The sequence below is a fragment of the Alicyclobacillus sp. ALC3 genome (assembly GCF_028751195.1).
In the GTDB taxonomy this organism is placed as follows: Bacteria; Bacillota; Bacilli; order Alicyclobacillales; family Alicyclobacillaceae; genus Alicyclobacillus_L.
Window position 1 is genome coordinate 1,484,007 of record NZ_CP066784.1, and the last position, 17,148, is coordinate 1,501,154.

Genomic DNA, 17,148 nt, shown 5'->3' on the forward strand with positions numbered 1-17,148 from the left:
AGGGGTCCTCTTGTTAGAGCCCCAATTGCCAACTGTCTGCGTAAGAATTTAGAACTGAAGGGATGGAGAGGATAGACAGAGGATAAGGAAGGACAGTTGCTCAGTTGTTCCGGAAGACCTTAAACACAGCACGTTCGAATGGAATGTAGTATTTGCTGTACGCAATGATATTTCCATTCACATCGGTCAATCGTTCCGCGATCATCTGATAGTATTCAGACGTTGCACCGGCAATTGCCTCCTTAATATTGTCAGTCGAACGCACTAATTTGATCTCCACCATCGAAGACCTTGCATCCTCATAGATTTTTGTCTCGAGGTATTCTAAGACCGCACCCTGGTCGTTGAGGTCAATCGATTTCAATTGGTCAAAATCGGTCGCCACATGTGAGAAACAAGACCCTCTAACTACTCCGTTCTCTTTGTAGTACCTATACACAGCGAGAATCACTGGGATATTCCGGTTGAAGACACGTTTGGTATGTTCACTTGACAAATCCACTTCCACGTCAATGTCAACTTTGTCAATCGAGTCCAAGCAACTACTGTAAAAGGGGTTGCCCATTCTCTCAATTCCAACGTTATCTAAATTCAATGTCTTCCTGACAAAGTTACCGACGCCTCTTCGTGCCTCTAAAACACCATCTTCAATGAGCAGTCGTAATGCCTGTCGTAATGTAGATCGGCTAATACCCAACTGTTGCGCGAGAATTGGCTCCGTCGGAAACTTGCTGCCTTCTGGATACAAGCCATCTTGGATCATGTTCAAGAGTTGGTTGTATGCTGTCGCATACCGCGCTGCTTTTTTGTGTATGCGGTTATTTTCGTGCATCCGGTAACCACCTATGTGTGTATCATTTTGTCTATAATAACACGTACTTGGTCAACGGGAGCACGACACTGTCGTGGAGAACATCAAGCCCAAATGGTTAGTATTTGGCACAAATGACCATAGTCAAAACCCATCTTCACTGTCTCCTCTGGAATATCACCCTAAGAGTTCCCCAACCATCGTTTGAGTATGTCCAATGCAAATGTCGGCTGGACCTGCCTCGAAGGTGCCAGCATTGAATTTCGAATGCGAAGCTTTAATGACGCTTGAGATCCGCTTTGAATCATAGTAGTATTATTACATACTACTAACGAACAAAAAGCACTACGCAAAGAAGAGGGTTGCTATGTAGCTTCTAATTGATGCATTCCCAGCTTGCGAATACATCAACGGGATCGGCCGAAATCACTCTCCTGATGACGAATGACCAAGCTGACCGCAGCGTTCACACGATCCACTGACTTTGCCGACCGCAGAAGAAAATCATCTAGCACAGTATTGGGGAGATGAGTTGATGATTGAACACCTAAGACGTATCGGACTTTCAGACCTTGAGGCTCGTTGTTACTTGACGCTACATGAGGAGTCACATCTTTCAGGATACGAAGTTGCCAAGCGGGTTTCCGTCTCGCGCACTAACGTATATGCCGCTTTACGCGCTCTTGTTGACAAAGGCGGATGTCGCATCATTGATGGAGATCCAGTCCTCTATGATGCCGTACCTATTAACCAATTTGCTCAACTGCTGAAGTCAGAGTTTGAAGACACCATTCACGTCTTGTCTACCGAACTCACCACCCGACCGCAGCATGCGCCTGGATTTTACAGTTGGAATGGAGCAGATTCAGTCACTCAAGCCATTCGCAGATTAGTAGTTAATGCAACACAAACTATCGTCGTTGACGCTTGGGCTGAGGACCTTCCGCAAGTCGAAGGCTTGCTACTTGACGCACAGAGCCGAGGTATTACTGTCGTCGTGATCACACTAGGTGAATGGAACACAGACCTAGATAATCTCATTCAACACATGAGATACGATATACCGCCCTCTACGCCAAGGAAATTCACATTACTTTGCGATTCGCGTTCCTCCATCATAGCGAATTTTGGCGGACAGATGAGACCATCTGCACTGGAAACGGAGCATCCAGCAGTGGCTGATGTTCTTAAAAATGCGTTCTACCATGACGTGATTATGCACAACATAGAGGGAGATTTTGGTTCCGAATTAACTGGGCGGTACGGCGAGCAGTATGCGAATCTTCGCGGATTCTACGAACAGAAAGGGTGGACATTCAAATGACCAATGTAGATATCACGACTTGCAAAGACATTCTCTTCAATGTTGGAACTCAATTGTGGCAAAAGTACGGTGAACTACCGACAGCACAAGATAGAACCGAACTCGCTCAACGTATTCATGAAGCCAACCAATGGGCGGCATCGAGCATCCGGACTGCCCTGGAGAGTGTTTATCCGACTATCCACTGGTCTTTCTCAGAACTTGAATTGAGTAAACAACAAAGAGCTGAATTCGACGATGAATATTGGGTGTGTGACCCGGTGGATGGCGCCGTCCATTTGCATCAAGGCTTCGCATTTTGGTCAATGTCTTTGTGCCTCATTCGAAATGGCGAACCCGTCCTGTCAATGATATATGATCCCAGTCGACAAGAATTCTTTCACGCCGTAGCGGGTCAGGGGGCCTATCTGCAAGGACGCAGAATACAAGTGTCTTCAAAAATCAAAGGATATGACGCAATGATTGCAACTGCGCCACCATCGGCAGCAGACCAAGACCTTGAGAATACACAAAGAACCGCTTCCTCCCTCGCTCGTCTCATGCCCCAGGTTGGTGCCACTCGGATGCTCGGGTCTGTCGCACTACAACTGGCCTATGTAGCATGCGGTCGACTCGACGGATACTGGGAGTTTGGAAGTGAGTTCTATGACTGGGTGTCTGGTGCACTGCTGATTCGAGAAGCTGGCGGTGTAGTATCCGACATGTACGGGAATGCCTTCACGTGGGGGGCGACAGGAATCATCGCCGGCTCTCCGGGTATTCACGACATGCTTACAACTGAGATTAAGTCCGCGTCGCAAAATCAGGTCTGAAGGATGGGATATCAAAAAGGCTAGTAGTGGTTTAACTTGGACGCCAACTCGACCCGATTCTTTACATGCAATTTTTGAAGTATGTTTTTGACATGATACTTGACCGTATTGGGAGATACACCAAGTAAATTAGCGATTTGTGCGTTGGTTGCTCCCGTAATTAAATGGGTGAGGACGTCCATTTCACGAGCAGTAAAATCTCTCAACTGGACCTTCATCCCACCTGTCTGTCCCTCTTGCTGAAACACCACAGGACTTTGCACGGTTTCACCAAGCACACGCAATATCGTTGCTACTGTTCTATTTACTACGCGAATGGGGTTCGTAGACGCTCCACTTGATTCTGGTTCAAGGTCAAGCATAACTTGCTTCTGAATGGGTGTCCCTTTGTATTCAACTTGAAATTGGAGAATTAGTCGGATTGACGGCAGTGGATGGTTGTTCCCCATAGTCACGATACGAACCCCCTCCACAATTGTCCATCTGCTCTGCACGCTGCTTGCATCAATCTATCACTGTCACTATGAACGGGTTTACCTCATGGTACCCGCTTTCAAACGGGTGTGTAATTCGAAACACCTCTCCACTGTACGGCAAAAGAGGTGTGGTACAGTGTTGTGGCGTATCAAACTAATAACACAAAGGGAGTGGGTTTAGTGCAAAATCATTCAAACGCTGGACGCCTGCCACCAGGGCAAATTATAACCAAAAAGTTGCCCGTCATGTACGTTGGGGATATACCACAAATCAACCGGACTGAGTGGAGCTTGAAAATATTCGGAGAGGTACAAAAACCGGTACTTTTAAGTTGGGATGAAGTAAGGCAACTTCCTAAATCTCGGTACACATCGGACGCCCATTGCGTCACAACATGGTCACGCCTAGACAATCACTGGGAGGGCGTTTCCTTCTCCGACTTGCTTACTTTAGTTAACCCGGACCCAACCGCGAATTTCGTGATGGTTTACGGCGAACAAGGATATTCTGCGAATTTTCCGATTCACGATTTGCTCCGTGACGGAGTGTTGCTTGCCTATACGCTTGATGACAAGGAATTAGCAACCGAGCACGGGTTCCCATTGCGCCTCGTTGTACCACACTTGTATTTTTGGAAAAGTGTTAAGTGGGTTTGGGGAATCGAGTTCCTATCTACCAACAAACTGGGTTTTTGGGAGCAATCAGGATATCACCCGCACGGTGATCCTTGGTTGCAGCAGCGTTACACAGTCTGACCCACTCTACCTGAGACTTTAACCCTTCCTGAGTGGCAACGGGTAATTTGCCCAGTTCTTTGACAGGCGGCTTAATACACTGCAACTACTCACGGCAATGAGGGTAACTGGGAGAACGACCAAAAACGGAAACCAAATATTCGTGTGCAGGAGCAGTGGGTACATGGACAGCGCCACGCCGGGAGGATGATAGATCCGGAGAAGAGGTAGAAGTATTACCATTGCCAGTGCAGCTAGAACTGCGTAGATTGGACCATGAGCTATCATTGAAACAGCCGTACCGAAACTGGCGGCTAATGTTGTCCCTACAATAACAGGAATAGGTTGGGCGATCGGTGACTTGGGGAGCAGGAGCAATATGGTCAATGTGGCAGCAAACGGAGGAACAAGCCATGTGAATTTCGTTGTCCCATCTAGCAATGCAAGCATGAGAAGAATCGATAAAAACCAAATTGCTTGAGGCCACGACGTTCTACCATGATACATCCAGTTGCCCCACTCGTACTTGACGTAAATCATTCTTATTTGTCTCAACCGTCCCATCATCACTTCACCCCATTCATTGGAATTCGACCGTTCAGAACCATTATGACGTGTACCGCAGAAGATGCATAATTTGGACCAACAAGGCCCCTCCCCACTATCCTCGACTATCGCTTGCCCCACAAAATTTACGATCTCCAAGACAATCACGACTCAGCGTTCACAAACAGTCCACATAACTTACCCGAACGGGTAGGTGAAGTCCCCGCCACTCATTGGTACGCTAATCGAGCAACTTCCAAGATGCAATCGACATCAGGGCATAGGAAATTCAAGGCACTTTCGACCTCGACCGTGGGACTCAAACCCGAGAGAGACTCGCCGTTAGTCGTCTCACCCCTATGCATCATTCACGCTTCCCTAAGTCTTGGAATGCTTGAAGAATGGACGAGAACAATGTGGGGGGAATCAAAACATGAGTCTGTGGATGTGGACGTTCTTGATCGCGCTTTTTACCGCGACCGTGGGACTTGTTCTGTTCATCGGATTTACGTTTCAACAAAAACTGCGGTACCCATTCCTATTCGTAACCTTTCACGTAATTGGTGCAACTGTAACCGTGATTCTCTTCTGCATCCTGTTCATCCGTTGGATCACGCATCACGACGCAACGACCCCATACGCCAGCCTTGTTCTGTGGGCGTCACTGGCGGTCGTGCTCGCAACCTTTGTTTCGGGGCTCTACTTCTACTTCTGGTACAACGCTCGGAAACGACCATTAAGTTACAGGCTGCTGGTAACACACTTGGTGATGGCTTCCCTTGCGTTTGTCAGTGTCATCACAAGTGTGGCGCAACTCTCGAATACGGGGTTACACTCTCATCAGCTATACCGCGCAACAGGATACAATTTCCGCAAACATCGAGACATTCGACAGGCAGAAGCAAATCTATATAAAGCTCACTTATACTAAGAAGGTTTCATCCCTCTCAAGTCAGCTTAGACCGCGGTGAAATACGGACTTCAGTAGTCCAATCATCACTGTTGAGACAGCACCTATACTGGACGCAGAAAGGACTCCCCTTCTGTCAACCTCCTTCCCGAACTCCCTCCAGCCGATTTCTGTCGAGATGACAAGTGGTGCAATTTGAATGTACGGTTTGGTCCACGAGTCCAGGCCTCCGCAAGGCGCAAGACCTGCTGGAAGAATTCGACCTCATTTCAAGGGTTCGTCAACATCAATCCTGTCTCTCACCTAGTGAGCGCTGTGCGTGATTTGACAAACTCAGGGACCGTCGGGTCCGATCTCGCTCTCTCCCTGTTGGGTGCCGCAATTATCGTCGCAGTCTTTGCTCCTTTGACCGTGAAAGCGTATATGCGCCGGGCGTAATGTCCGGCGTACCCGCGCCATCGTCTGGCAGACTCACGGTAAAGGTTGACCCGACGCGTGGCACACTCGTTACCTCCACCACTCCGCCGTGCAGGTCAACGATTTTCTTCACGATGGAAAGGCCCAGCCCCCCGCCCGCTGCCTCGCTGCCGCGAGATTTGTCAACCTTAAAAAACCGCTCGAAGACACGCCTTCGGGCTTCCTCATCCATACCAATCCCAGTATCGGATATGGAGATTTTGAGCCAGCCCCCATCCACCAGACGCGAGGATGAAACCGTGATGGTCCCACCAGCTTGGGTGAACTTCACGGCGTTGGTAATCATGTTGACCCAGACCTGACTCAAAAGGTCCTTGTCGGCTGTGACTTCAATGGGCGCTAGCGACACCGCCATCTCAAGTTCCTTGCCAGTCCACAAAGGTTCGCAACTCAAGATGACGTCGCGAAGCTGTTTGTCCAGCCGGTATTTCTCCAAGTGAAACGGATGGTAGCCAGATTCGAGGGAAGTCAGCTTTAACAGATTGTCACTCAGACGCGACAGCCGATTACTTTCACTTTCAATAATCTCCAGATAGCGCTGTTGGTCCTCTGGCGCAATCGCACCACTGTGGAGTGCTCGAGCAAACCCGGAAATGGAAGTCAGGGGAGACTGAATCTCATGGGAGATATCGGAGACGAACTCCTGCCGCATTTGTTCCAGAATCGCCAACTCCTGCGCCATGTCGTTAATGCTGTGTACCAACTGGCGGAAGGGATGCTTGTCGCCTCCTGGGTCACGAATCATTTCCACATCGAGCTTCACGTCGAAGTTTCCCTTGGCCATCTGACGGATGGCGTCAATCAGACTTTGCCAAATCGCGTTGTTTCTGGGCCCCACAAACCGTCCCACAACGGCACCGCCCAGAATGAGAAGGAGGAATGTAATGCCAATCGTAGTCATGACACTTCCGAAAGAAGCCAAATAGGCGTGGTGGTGGCGATAGAGGAGTGCAGTCAACCCGTACGAAACTGTGAGGGTAAGAAAGAGCACGACGAGGGACAAAACGATACGGGAGGCGATGGCCCATACTGTCGAGGCGCGTTTGGACCATAACGATTTGTTCATACTATCACCTCGAGTCGATAACCTAGACCTCGAACTGTGACAATCCGGAAGGAGGAAGTCTCCTCAGGAAACTTGTCCCTCAAGCGTTTCACATGTACGTCCACGGTGCGTTCATCCCCGTCAAAGTCGTATCCCCAAATGTCCTCAATGAGTTGATCTCGGGAGAGGGTTGTCCCAGGGTAGCTTGCCAGTTTGAACAAGAGCTCAAATTCCTTTTTCGCAAGGGCTACATGAACATCATTACACAGAACCGTATGTGTTGAGGCATCTAGAGCCAGACTCCCCAACGTAATGACTTGTTCCGTGGCAATCCGGTACCTTCGTAGCAGTGCGTGAACGCGAGCACGAAGTTCGTCTGGGTCAAAAGGCTTGACCAGGTAATCATCCGCTCCCAGTCTTAGCCCCCGCACTTTGTGTATCGTTTCGTTCTTGGCCGTCAGCATCAGGATAGGCACCGCAGAGTATTGACGGATCTCCCGACACAGGTCCCATCCGTCCAGATTGGGTAACATGATGTCGAGGACAACGAGATCGACCTTGTGTGCGTCCAGAGTTTTGAGCGCCTCCCCCCCGTCTGCAGCTTCAATGGTGCGAAACCCATCGAGTTCTAAATAGAAACGAAGCAGTTCCCGAATGTGACTGTCATCATCCACGATGAGCACCGACGCCATAACCCCAACACCTTTCCAGACAGCTTCGCTAAGGTTGCGCCGTCTGACCATGCCACTGCCGTCATTGTATTACACTACCGTATCGTACCAATGTGAACGCAATATGAATCGACGTACCACCTCGAGCGAACCCTTGTGCTCAACTCGTTCGGCAATTCCAGATGAATCGTCCTGCACATTTGACCGGCGTCATTTGATTGAACTAACGGAAGCTTGGTCCGACAAGAGCAGGTTCGCCGTTGACTTTCAACATCCTGGATGATACATTCTGTGAAAATTGAATACTCTTTCGAAGAAGATGGTCAGGACCCTGAATTATTGTGCCCAGAGATTCGGTGGTTGGTGTGAACCGAACACACATTCATTGTCTGTTACGCCATTGGAGGTTTGGCGGCATTAGTCGTCAACGGTGGTTCCGTTATCGCTATCGAGTGGTCACTGCAATGATGCACTATACAGTGGCAATTAGGGTGGTAACACGAGATGCATGCCTCGTCCCTTATGGGAACGGGGCTTTTTGTGTTTCATGTTTATTCGTGGAGGAGAGGATACAGTGGAGGAGCCAACGCTATCAGGAACGCAGTTGGATGAAGTCAATCAGCAGGTGGAAATCATTTCAGGCGGAGCAGCCGAGATTGTCCCTGAACAAGAACTGGTACAGAAATTGCAGCGCTCTGTGGCACACCGTGCTCCGTTACGGATGAAGCTAGGCATGGATCCTTCATCCCCGGATATTCACCTGGGGCACGTCGTCGTATTGCAGAAGATCCGCCAGATGCAAAATTTCGGTCATGTTTGCGACCTTGTAATCGGAGACTTCACGGGGAGAATTGGAGATCCTACAGGAAAATCAGAGACCAGGAAGCAGCTAACCGAAGCCGAGGTTGATGCAAATGCCCGGACGTACGTGCAACAGGTCATGAAGGTCCTAGACCCGGCACGTACAAACATTGTCCGCAACGCTGATTGGTTAGCAAAGCTAGATTTTGCAGCCGTCATTCGTCTTGCGGCTACAGTGACTGTGGCCAGAATGTTGGAACGAGATGATTTTTCAAAACGACATGGTGAAAATCGCCCGATTCACATTCATGAGTTCTTTTATCCTCTGATGCAGGGTTATGATTCAGTGCATCTCCGAACTGATATTGAATTCGGAGGGACAGATCAGAAGTTCAATCTCCTCATGGGACGGTCCTTACAGAAGGATTTCGGTTTAGAGCCACAAGTCGCAGTTATGATGCCTCTCCTTGTAGGATTAGACGGTACGCAGAAAATGTCAAAGAGTCTAGGCAACTACATCGGAATTGATGAAACACCAAAGGATATATACGGCAAAGCCATGTCCATACCAGATAGTCTGATGTTGAAGTATTTTCAACTGTTGTTGGGTTCGTCCGACAGGGAAGTTGCAGATTTGGCTGCGGGTTTACAGACAGGAGTCCTGCATCCTAGAGATGTAAAAATGCGCTTGGCAAGGGAACTGGTTTCACGTTTCGTAGGGACGAAAGAGGCTGAGGACGTGGAACATGAGTGGATCACGGTGTTTCAACAGGGAGGCATTCCGGATATTGTACCTACGGTTCGGATTACACCTGGACGACGCCGGCTGGTTGAGGCACTTGTCGAGTTTGAATTAGTCCCTAGCAAGAGTGAGGCACGTCGACTCATACAACAAGGCGGAGTTCAAGTAAATGGACTCAAAATGAACGATGTGTCGGCAGAAATCGACTTGCAAGACGGGACCGTCATACAGGTCGGCAAGCGCCGCTTTGTTAAGCTAGATGCGATGTTGTGAAAACTCTCTAAGGGAAGTTTGTCCGTGACGTCATGACATGTTTTGAATAGTGTAGAGGCATATCATGACGGGAGGGATTCAATTGAACCGGTCGACGAGGCAACTCTGTGCCTGCATCGAAAGTCCTTGTACGCGAGACACCCGACGAGTACTACGAACTAAATTCAAGATTGGGGAAAGGCTCACGTTGACTACACTGTCCGGTAGAACATTTACGGGAAAGTTGGTCCGTGTCACTAAGGGAGTTCTGGTGCTTTCCGTCAGTGGCATTCTTCATTATTTTCCATTATGTCGGGTCGGGGGACCGCGGAAGTCTTGAGCGAAAGGACTTTAGGAGGTGGAAAAATGAGCACTTGCCGTTGCGTTGAAGACGTCTGTAATAAGAGTCTCAGGTTGTCTCTCAGGAAGTATATCGGGCGACAAATACAGGTGGGACTCGTGTCTGGTAAAAGTAATTTTCTAGTTGGCAAACTTCTGATGGTGTCCGCCGGGCTCGCTACAATTCGAGTGAAAGGCATCACGAATTACGTCACTCTGTGCGAAATCGATTACTTCAAACCGATACTTCGGTGACCAATGTCGGCAGAACTCGGACAATTTAGGAGCAAGTTCAAGGGTTCACAGTTCCAGCCCACCCAATGAGACATAATCTTCTGCATGATAAGGGTGATTGAGGATGATTTGCAAATATTCGACTGGACCCCTAAATAACCTGACAGTGAACGGTAAGCTTGTTTCCAAAAATATTATCGTAAACTCGATAAATCAGCATCAACGCAATATGGCTAAGGTGAAAATCAACGTGTACGCGTTAAATGGGAAAAGAAAAATAATTCGTACCGTCGTTCTTCGTGTTAAAGCGAATTCATCCACTTACACTATTCTCAATGTATCAACAGCCATGCAATATGAAGTGCAATTTATCACAAATCAACCGAGGGTTCTTTTTGCATCATTTGGAATCAGCCCCAAAGACCGTTATGTTGCCGCACATCGTGTCGTTAACAGTGAATTAACAAGAATCGTATAGAAAAACAGAGGATGGAGAAGCCTCATTACAGCTATGACTAGTGTAATATTTTCCATCAATACGATCCGGTGCTTCACGGGGAGCGTCGACGCGAATAGCTAAAAAGAGTCGGTGCGCGATGACCGACTCCCTGGCTAAAGGCAAAATATCGTTACCATCCGTGGAATTCTTCTCTATACCGATAGTCGTAACCTTGGCCAAATGCCATGACCCAGAGTATCACGATTAGGGCTATCATCGCGGCGAAATTGAGGTATGGAACAATCATTCCGACCATAAGCAGCAACCACAGTGGGTTCATCCCGAACGCCCTAAACAGCCGCACTGCCCAAATGATTTCGAGAACGAGCACTGCGATTGAATACAGAGTCGTGATAATCGCTAAGGCAATACTGTGAAACGAGAGAGCCAACACATATCCTAGGAAGATGCCAAAAAACCAGCTTACGTTCCACCGCGACTTGCGAATCAGCCAAAAGCCAGGCCAGTAATTTGCGATCGGAATGAAAGCAAGCCAAGCAAGCGAATAGCCTGCCTTTTTAAGCAGTTTATAGTACGGGATCGTGATGGCGAAATAAGAAACGAGGGAGACAACAATGAGAACCGTGATGCCGATTGCGAGCAGACTACCAAGGAACGCCAAGTTAGAAAAATTAGTTAAATTTTGCGTCGACCCGTACAAGCCCCCACTACCTTTCAACTATTTTGTAATAAAAGAGAAGTTCAATTGCATTTTATTACACATTTCGACAGCCGTAAACATTCGAAATGCGAAGATGCAATTAGTACGTTGAGCTCGCTGACAACAGCATGACCACTCGAATCATCTGCAACCCTTACCCCAGCTGCCCGAGGTACTCGGGTACAATCTCCTCTTCCAGAACCCCGTTCTCACTCAACCTCAATCGATATCCTCGAGCGTCCGGTCGAGAGCTGACGGTCGCCTTCAATTCGGTACCAACAAAATGGAACGCCACACCATCATCCGCAGCCAGACCAGGCGCAATCCGGTCGTCTTGCAGTAAGCGATGAAACGTTGGACGCCGTTCTGATTCACCGTCATAGTGAGGGCAATTAGATCCGGGCAAGAGTCCCAGACAGGGTAGCCGGTCCAGCGTCACGCCAAATGAATCCGTGATTGCTTCCTCAAACCAGCATATCGACCCAGCACTTACACCCGCCATCACGATGCCTTTCTCCCAAGCCCGCCTCATGACGCTATCGAGTCCCCAGTCTCGCCACAGAGCAAGAAGATTCTTCGTGTTGCCGCCGCCAACATAGATGACGTCCTTCTCCATCACGAAGGACTCAAGGTCCGTCGTCGGTGGATGGAATAAAGAGAGATGAGACGGTTCGCAGTCCAGCTTTTGAAATGCAGCGTAGAATCGCTCAATGTACGATTCAGCGTCTCCACTAGCCGTCGGGACAAAGCAGACCTTCGGCCTGTTAGTGTTAGTCTGGCGCAGAACGTATTCGTCGAGCAACAGATTTTCTGGGGCCATCGAAAACCCGCCGCCCCCCATCGCAATGATTTGCCGCATTAACAATTCTCCTTTCATCATCACTGACTCTTGCAGACACATACATGCATCCGCCTAGCAATGTTCTTATCCAGCGATACTGTTCACATGAGGTTACGACCAATCACATTCGCTGAAATTGGCTCCCGACCAACTTCTCTTGCCCAAACGGACAACTGACCCATGTGATGAATCTCGTGTGCGACGACGTGCAGAAGAACTTCGCCGTATGTGAAGTCATCCAGCTTACGATTTTCCAAATCTCCGCACCAGTTCATCACGAAGTCCAGTATCCGTGGGCTGCAGACGTCTGACAGGTTCCTGACCGCATCGAGTGAGTCGTAGTCCTCATAGTGGTAATGAAACTCAGGCTTGCCCTGTAATCCTTGGAGGATCCAGGCCTGCTCCACGTCTACAACATGAAACAGCGTTCGCAGGATACTACCGACACCACCTGTGCGTTGACGTGTCAGTTCCTCTGTCGGCACGCTTTCACTCCAATCGAACCAGTCGGCCCGCACTTGCCAGTTGTACCGGAAGAGTGTAAGCAAGTTCGTTCCCATCCTTTCTGCAGCAACTAGACAGTCGACTATACACCCTGATGTAGCTCAATAGGTCGTACGCTCCGTCGACCAAGTTCAACAAGATTGCAGCGGTGTTGGCTAAGTGTTTCATCTTGACCATCTCTTGCGCATCGTCCAGTTGGTCATTTGCCAGTGACTCCGAACGCTTCACTACAAAATTCATGAGCCGTGGAACCACCATGCCAGCCCGCATGGTTGAGCCCATCAAGGTAGTTCTGGAATAAGGTTACCATGAGGCTTAGTGCGTCCGGTCGCATCACCTCGCTCGAGTGTAGCGTAAGCCCAAAGAACCTTCCCAGTTCCTCATCCACACCAGCGATTCCGCAAAAGGCCCAATCTATCATCACCATCTTGCCGGCGGGTGCGACTGAACTCAGGTACGAGTTTCTGCACATATTAGGTTCTAGGTATGTCCTGTCCACATATTTCATGCACTCCGAGACCCAATAACGGACCCAGTTTCGACACAGCCAGTCATGGTCTGGTAGTAAGACAACAAGACGACCAAGCAATAATCGGTCGTCTCGTCGTGTGTTTGGGATACCGAAAACGGTGGCAGGTCGGTTGCGCTTGGACTCCTCACTCTAAATCCTGAATAGTCATCTTCGCTAATTCTCTGTCCCGCCTAGAACGCACCCTGTTTCGACCATCCAAATAAATTGCACCACTCGTCACAAAGAGGACAACACTACTGAATAAGTGATGCTGTATCCCCACCCACCGTAAATAGGCGATTAAGCCAACAGCAATGGCCACTATGAGAACAAGCCCATAGACTGGGCTCTTTCTGCGACTAAGAAACACTTGCAGCACCAAAAACAGCACCAAAAACAATCCAGTCAGCAAAAGGCCAAGAAACGGCATCATCCTTGTGACTCCCCCTTCAACTCTTTATGTTTAGCAATCAAGAGCTTGGCTGTCTCTAGGTCGATTTTGTCTCTTAGCGCTAAATCCCGGACGAAGACAGTGAATGGCTCAGCACTCGCGTCTTCAACCATCTGTATCTTTTGAATCAGTTTGTCCAAACGCAACCTCACTGTGGGGTAACTAACATCGTAAATTTCAGCAATTTTTTTTAGTGATCCGGATGCAAGGATAAAATTTTTCGCAAACTGAATGTCTTCCTCGTCTAAACCCAGCAGCCATTGTGGCACAGATTTCATCCCGTACATCATCCTCTCAGCAACCACCCAAAATTCAATAATATTAAATTACATTTAAACAATATTAAAGTCAATACACATCGTGATATGGATATAATTTATTTCGGTGACATGTAGACAGTGAGGCAATAGCATGTTGACCACATTGTATTAATTGATATAATACAATTATCATAAGTCCTGAGTCAGTATGGCATCGGAGGAAAGGGGTGAGTCGTGTGCAACCGGAGCAGTACTGGCATCCACCCAATCAAAAGCTGGATTCCTCGCGGCCGCTTTACGAGCAGTTCGAGGACATCGTTCGATCGAGCTTGGCGCGCGGCGAGTTACAACCCGGCCAGCGCCTCCCTCCTGTCCGCGAATTTGCTGCACACTTTAGAGTCAATCCAAACACTGTGATGCGAGCCTATCAGAGCCTTGAACGGCAGGGTTTCATTGCCACCTTCCGAGGGCAAGGCACTTTCGCTGTCGATGACCCCGCCATCATCGAAGAGAGCCGGCGGGCGCTGGCTCGACAAGCACTGGGGCAATTGGAACGCGTCGCTCAGTCCCTGGGGATTACCGTCGATGAACTGTTGAAACTGGCGCAGTATCCAGCGGCTCATAGAGAAGGAGGAGAAAATGCATGACCCACGCTGCGAGGGCCATCCCACAACCGGACGAGGCCGCCATTGCCTGTCATCAGGTAACGTTTCACATCGGGAACAAGCAGATTTTGAACGAAGTTGACTTTGCCGTCCAACAGGGTGAAATCGCCGGTCTGCTTGGGCCGAACGGAGCCGGCAAGTCCACCCTGCTGCGGATCATCGCAGGGATTTCTCCTCCCTCGTCCGGCCAGGTTTCCCTCTTCGGCGAGCCCGCTGGCGTCAACACCTTGGCTGACACCGCCTTTCTCCCTGACAGAGGAAAGCTTCCAGGCTGGCTGACCTGTGGTGAGTGGATGGCGTTTGCAGAACGAATTTATCCAGATTGGGATCACGACCGCGCACACACCCTGTCCGACCAGCTTGAGATTCGCTCTGGCGCCCGCATCGCAGCGTTGTCGCGCGGCGAAGAAGCGCGGCTCCAGTTGCTGACATGCTTGGCTCGGAAGGCGCGCATCGTGCTGCTTGATGAACCCTTTGCGGGCGTCGATCTCATATCGAGGCAAAGGATTGTGAATTCCGTCATCCGGGAACTCGCCGAGAGTCACCGCTCATTTCTCATCGCCACCCATGACGTGGTGGAGATGGAAAACCTGTTCGACCGGGTCGTGCTCGTTGGCCAAGGTCGCATTCGCGGAAATCACCTAGTGGAGACACTGCGTGCGCAGTCTTCGTCTGTTGAAGCCTGTTACCGGGAGGCGTTTGAATGAACACGACAAGCGTGAGCGACGGTCGCCAACAAGCGGTGATGCTTTCAGACATACGCACGTTGACCGCGTTCGAAATGGGCTGGTACGGGACAAATTTCGTGATCACAAAACGCAAGATGGAGGGTCGTAGCCGGTGGCTTTCCCGGAGTACGGTGGCGATGCTGCTTTTCCTGATTGCATGCACATTGACCGCCGCCAAGTTACTCGCTCAGGCTGAAGATGTGCTCGCCTTGGTGTTGACAATTTGGGTCGTTGGCTGCATCTTCGTGGGCCTTGCGGTCTCGCTTGGCGTCTCTCGCTCACGATTCAGGGACTGGTGGCTCGGCTTTCCGTATCCCCGCTCGGCGTTGATTTTCTCGAAGTGGCTTGCCGCCGTCTTGAACGCCCTTCGCTGGTTTGGCATTCTGTTCAGCTGGTCGGCCGTCACATACCTCGTGGGCTGGGCTCTTCACCCGGCGCACTTCGCGCCGAACAAATCGCTCCTCTTGTATGCGGTGCTCACCATCGTGACGGTAGTCATTGCGGCCCCAGTTCTCAACGCTTTAACGCTGGCGTTGATTTCAATTGAGGGCATGTGGTCCAAAGTTCTACAGTTAACTGTATTTGGGACGCTGGTATCAAGCTTCTTATTGTTGCAGGCGCTCTGGGCCATCGCCCGCAGTGGAGATTTGACCCCGTGGTTGTATACGCTTGGCGCATTGTTCATCGTTGGCTGGCCTGTGTCGGCCCTCCTGCTCTGGACGGCCGCTAGGTATTTGTCCACTGCATCACGTCCGTTTGCAGATACAGCCTCCATTAACTCACGCCGGTGGCGCCGAGACTTGAAGACCGAGATGGATACTGACCTCGCGCCATCGCTCGCGCAAGGACATCCCGGTGTCGGTGCTGCATCAAATCGCTCGGTGCCCGGTGCTGCGTGGCTGTACTGGTATGAGCAGATGGCAAAACGCCCGGCCCCTCGGTTCTTTGCGCTGTTCTCACTCCAGGCGAGTCCTCTCCGCTGGTTTGGCGCTGGGGCCGACGTCCGGCTGAAAATGTTCGCTCTCCTGCTTCCGATACTCGGGTTTGCTGCTGGACTGGTCGTTCACCGACAAAGTCATGTCGTCGACCTCCCTACCGCCTTCCTGTTCTTTGGTGCAGGCATGACCATGTGGATGGGCGTAAGTGGCGCCTTCGGCCGCACGCTTAAAACGTCAGCCGGGTGGCTACTGGGGTACCCGCTGTCACGGGCAGCCATCCTCGTGGCTTCCTCTGCCGCTTGGTGGATTCGGTGGGGCGCACTGGTCGTGTTCACTGAATCAGGTATCTGGCTTGGGATACTCGTCCGCGGCTTGGTTGACCCCTTGCCGCTCAGCGACTACCATTTGGCCGCTGAGGCCTTCGGTCGAGCGTCCCTGCTCTCCATCGCGCTGTTCCCGCTGCTTCAGCTTATCCTGCAGACGTCTTCGTACGCGTTGCGCAGGCTGAGTGCGTGGTTGCAAGTCGCAGTTCTTGTATCCATCTGGGTCATGTCGACCCGTGGCGTCCACAGCGCACATGCATTCACCGACCCACACTCGTGGTTGCTCGGCTCGCAGTATTGGATCATCATCGCACTAACACTGGTTATTGGCATTCCCTTGGCGATTTGGTTTGTCAGAACAGCTGCAAGAAACTTGCATGTCGTATTCACCAACCCTTTACGGCAACGAATGTGAGGAGCGCACAGTGCAAGTTCTTCGTGCCATTGCTTCTTATCGTATATATTTGTTGGGACTGATTCCTGTCCAATTTTTGAACGCATAATTAAATGCACTTGTGTTCTCGTACTGAAACCTAGCTTTCCTGCGACATCGCCTATTTTGCAGGGTTCACCTTGGAGGATGGCTTCGTTC

19 protein-coding genes, 1 pseudogene and 1 other annotated feature are annotated in these 17,148 nt (G+C 50.1%); of the genes and pseudogenes, 9 read left to right on the forward strand and 11 right to left on the reverse strand.

Features of this window, described 5'->3' with window-relative positions; all coding sequences use genetic code 11:
- Nucleotides 1-100 precede the first annotated feature (100 nt).
- The gene (locus tag JC200_RS07060) at nt 101-832 is read right to left on the reverse strand and encodes a GntR family transcriptional regulator (RefSeq protein WP_274435540.1); all 732 of its coding nucleotides are present in this window, start codon (nt 830-832) and stop codon (nt 101-103) included.
- A gap of 514 nt (nt 833-1,346) precedes the next feature.
- On the opposite strand from JC200_RS07060, the gene JC200_RS07065 reads away from it, so the two are divergent.
- Together JC200_RS07065 and JC200_RS07070 are read left to right on the forward strand one after the other, a co-directional pair.
- Nucleotides 1,347-2,135, forward strand: a complete 789-nt coding sequence (locus JC200_RS07065; protein ID WP_274435541.1) for a TrmB family transcriptional regulator — start codon at nt 1,347-1,349, stop codon at nt 2,133-2,135.
- A complete protein-coding gene (locus JC200_RS07070; protein ID WP_274435542.1) occupies nt 2,132-2,947 on the forward strand; it encodes an inositol monophosphatase family protein in 816 nt (271 codons plus the stop codon). The genes JC200_RS07065 and JC200_RS07070 overlap by 4 nt, the downstream gene beginning before the upstream one ends.
- 20 nt (nt 2,948-2,967) lie before the next feature.
- On the opposite strand, the gene JC200_RS07075 is transcribed toward JC200_RS07070, so the two are convergent.
- A complete protein-coding gene (locus JC200_RS07075; RefSeq protein ID WP_274436487.1) occupies nt 2,968-3,396 on the reverse strand; it encodes a response regulator transcription factor in 429 nt (142 codons plus the stop codon).
- A gap of 207 nt (nt 3,397-3,603) precedes the next feature.
- Between JC200_RS07075 and JC200_RS07080 the strand changes: the two genes are divergently transcribed.
- On the forward strand, nt 3,604-4,179 hold the full coding sequence (locus JC200_RS07080; RefSeq protein WP_274435543.1) for a sulfite oxidase-like oxidoreductase: 576 nt from the start codon (nt 3,604-3,606) through the stop codon (nt 4,177-4,179).
- Nucleotides 4,180-4,197: 18 nt separating this feature from the next.
- On the opposite strand, the gene JC200_RS24385 is transcribed toward JC200_RS07080, so the two are convergent.
- Entirely contained in the window at nt 4,198-4,725 is a 528-nt protein-coding gene (locus JC200_RS24385) for an HPP family protein (protein WP_443111876.1), read from the reverse strand.
- Nucleotides 4,726-5,137: 412 nt separating this feature from the next.
- Between JC200_RS24385 and JC200_RS07085 the strand changes: the two genes are divergently transcribed.
- Nucleotides 5,138-5,635, forward strand: a complete 498-nt coding sequence (locus JC200_RS07085) for a hypothetical protein (protein ID WP_274435544.1) — start codon at nt 5,138-5,140, stop codon at nt 5,633-5,635.
- A 249-nt stretch (nt 5,636-5,884) separates the two neighbouring features.
- Nucleotides 5,885-6,052: pseudogene (locus JC200_RS07090) on the forward strand (ABC transporter permease); the annotation flags it as partial.
- Here JC200_RS07090 and JC200_RS07095 read toward each other — a convergent pair.
- Both JC200_RS07095 and JC200_RS07100 read right to left on the reverse strand, forming a co-directional pair.
- Nucleotides 5,997-7,157, reverse strand: coding sequence for a sensor histidine kinase (locus JC200_RS07095; RefSeq protein ID WP_274435545.1), 1,161 nt, complete (start codon nt 7,155-7,157; stop codon nt 5,997-5,999). The pseudogene JC200_RS07090 and the gene JC200_RS07095 overlap by 56 nt on opposite strands.
- On the reverse strand, nt 7,154-7,828 hold the full coding sequence (locus tag JC200_RS07100) for a response regulator transcription factor (protein WP_274435546.1): 675 nt from the start codon (nt 7,826-7,828) through the stop codon (nt 7,154-7,156). Before JC200_RS07100 ends, JC200_RS07095 begins: the two co-directional genes overlap by 4 nt.
- Nucleotides 7,829-8,111: 283 nt before the next feature.
- Nucleotides 8,112-8,331 (forward strand) — a binding site (T-box leader).
- Between the two features lie 50 nt (nt 8,332-8,381).
- On the opposite strand from JC200_RS07100, the gene tyrS reads away from it, so the two are divergent.
- Nucleotides 8,382-9,623 (forward strand): tyrosine--tRNA ligase, encoded by a 1,242-nt coding sequence (tyrS, locus tag JC200_RS07105; protein ID WP_274435547.1) that lies wholly within the window; start codon nt 8,382-8,384, stop codon nt 9,621-9,623.
- Between the two features lie 1,181 nt (nt 9,624-10,804).
- On the opposite strand, the gene JC200_RS07110 is transcribed toward tyrS, so the two are convergent.
- The 6 genes from JC200_RS07110 to JC200_RS07135 form a co-directional block, all read right to left on the reverse strand.
- A complete protein-coding gene (locus JC200_RS07110) occupies nt 10,805-11,335 on the reverse strand; it encodes a hypothetical protein (RefSeq protein ID WP_274435548.1) in 531 nt (176 codons plus the stop codon).
- 154 nt (nt 11,336-11,489) lie between these two features.
- Nucleotides 11,490-12,194: a Type 1 glutamine amidotransferase-like domain-containing protein gene (locus JC200_RS07115; protein WP_274435549.1), complete on the reverse strand. Its 705-nt coding sequence runs from the start codon at nt 12,192-12,194 to the stop codon at nt 11,490-11,492.
- 83 nt (nt 12,195-12,277) lie between these two features.
- Nucleotides 12,278-12,724 carry a DinB family protein gene (locus JC200_RS07120; protein ID WP_274435551.1) on the reverse strand — a complete coding sequence of 149 codons (447 nt, stop codon included), beginning with the start codon at nt 12,722-12,724 and terminating at the stop codon, nt 12,278-12,280.
- Nucleotides 12,666-12,920 carry a hypothetical protein gene (locus JC200_RS07125; RefSeq protein ID WP_274435552.1) on the reverse strand — a complete coding sequence of 85 codons (255 nt, stop codon included), beginning with the start codon at nt 12,918-12,920 and terminating at the stop codon, nt 12,666-12,668. Before JC200_RS07125 ends, JC200_RS07120 begins: the two co-directional genes overlap by 59 nt.
- 416 nt (nt 12,921-13,336) lie before the next feature.
- On the reverse strand, nt 13,337-13,624 hold the full coding sequence (locus tag JC200_RS07130) for a hypothetical protein (protein ID WP_274435554.1): 288 nt from the start codon (nt 13,622-13,624) through the stop codon (nt 13,337-13,339).
- Nucleotides 13,621-13,920, reverse strand: coding sequence for a DUF2089 family protein (locus JC200_RS07135; RefSeq protein ID WP_274435556.1), 300 nt, complete (start codon nt 13,918-13,920; stop codon nt 13,621-13,623). Before JC200_RS07135 ends, JC200_RS07130 begins: the two co-directional genes overlap by 4 nt.
- A 209-nt stretch (nt 13,921-14,129) precedes the next feature.
- Between JC200_RS07135 and JC200_RS07140 the strand changes: the two genes are divergently transcribed.
- Genes JC200_RS07140 through JC200_RS07150 form a run of 3 tightly spaced genes read left to right on the forward strand, consistent with a single transcriptional unit; the run spans nt 14,130 to nt 16,971 of the window.
- Entirely contained in the window at nt 14,130-14,549 is a 420-nt protein-coding gene (locus JC200_RS07140) for a GntR family transcriptional regulator (protein ID WP_274435557.1), read from the forward strand.
- Nucleotides 14,546-15,274 (forward strand): ABC transporter ATP-binding protein, encoded by a 729-nt coding sequence (locus JC200_RS07145; protein ID WP_274435558.1) that lies wholly within the window; start codon nt 14,546-14,548, stop codon nt 15,272-15,274. Before JC200_RS07140 ends, JC200_RS07145 begins: the two co-directional genes overlap by 4 nt.
- The gene (locus JC200_RS07150) at nt 15,271-16,971 is read left to right on the forward strand and encodes a hypothetical protein (protein ID WP_274435559.1); all 1,701 of its coding nucleotides are present in this window, start codon (nt 15,271-15,273) and stop codon (nt 16,969-16,971) included. Before JC200_RS07145 ends, JC200_RS07150 begins: the two co-directional genes overlap by 4 nt.
- Nucleotides 16,972-17,148: the final 177 nt, after the last annotated feature.